This is a genomic window from Bradyrhizobium sp. Leo114 (assembly GCF_055229415.2).
On sequence record NZ_JBUYEN020000184.1, the window covers coordinates 1 to 822 of the forward strand.

The window sequence follows — 822 nt, forward strand, 5'->3', positions numbered from 1 at the left end:
CTAGGAGCCTGTCCGAGTATTCCCTGTTCAATTGGGCGGGAGTGTGATCGATTTGGTCCATGAGCAAGTATTTTCGGCCGTGGAAGATTGATCAGCCGCAGTTGCTGCCGCCGAGTGTGCAGGATTTCGTGCCGCGGGAGCACCTGTCACGTTTCATCGTGGAACTGGTGCGGGAGAGCCTGGACCTCAGCGAGATATCTGGCAACTACCGGAGTGCGCTCGGCCAGCCGCCGTTTGATCCGCGCCTGATGGTGGCGCTGCTGCTCAACGGGTACGCGGTCGGCATCTATTCCTCGCGGCGGATCGCCAGGGCCTGCGTCGAACGCGCCGACTTCATGATGATCGCGGCGCTCGATGCGCGGATTTCCGCACCATCTCCGAGTTCCGCAAGCGGCACCTCAAACACTTGGCCGGGCTGTTCGTGCAGGTGTTGAGGCTCGCCGAGAAGGCCGGGTTGGTGCGGCTCGGGCATGTCGCGCTCGATGGCACCAAGATCAAGGCGAATGCCTCCAAACACAAGGCGATGAGCTACGAGCGGATGAAGAAGCGCCAATCCGAGTTGCAGGCCGAGGTCGATCGCTGGCTGGCCGCCGCCGAGGCCGCGGATGCTGAAGACGACAAGCTGCACGGCAACAAGCGTGGCGACGAGTTGCCCGACTGGGTCGCCGACAAGCAGAAGCGGATCGAAAGGATCGCCGAGGCCAAAGCTGAGCTGGAGGCTGAGGCGAAGGCCGCGGCCGACGAGGAGCGTCGCATCGAGGCCGAGAAGCAGAAGAACCGCGAGGCCGAGGGCCGCAAGAAGACCGGCAAGCCCGCGGCACC

Annotated in this window: 1 protein-coding gene and 1 pseudogene; both read left to right on the top strand. The window is 63.7% G+C overall.

Translation table 11 applies throughout. The annotated features are described in order from the left end of the window. Positions 1 to 59 precede the first annotated feature (59 nt). Entirely contained in the window at positions 60 to 434 is a 375-nt protein-coding gene (locus ACZIRK_RS45300; RefSeq protein WP_474419849.1) for a transposase, read from the top strand. Next, a pseudogene (locus ACZIRK_RS45305) lies at positions 407 to 822 on the top strand (IS5/IS1182 family transposase); the annotation flags it as partial. The gene ACZIRK_RS45300 and the pseudogene ACZIRK_RS45305, both read left to right, overlap by 28 nt.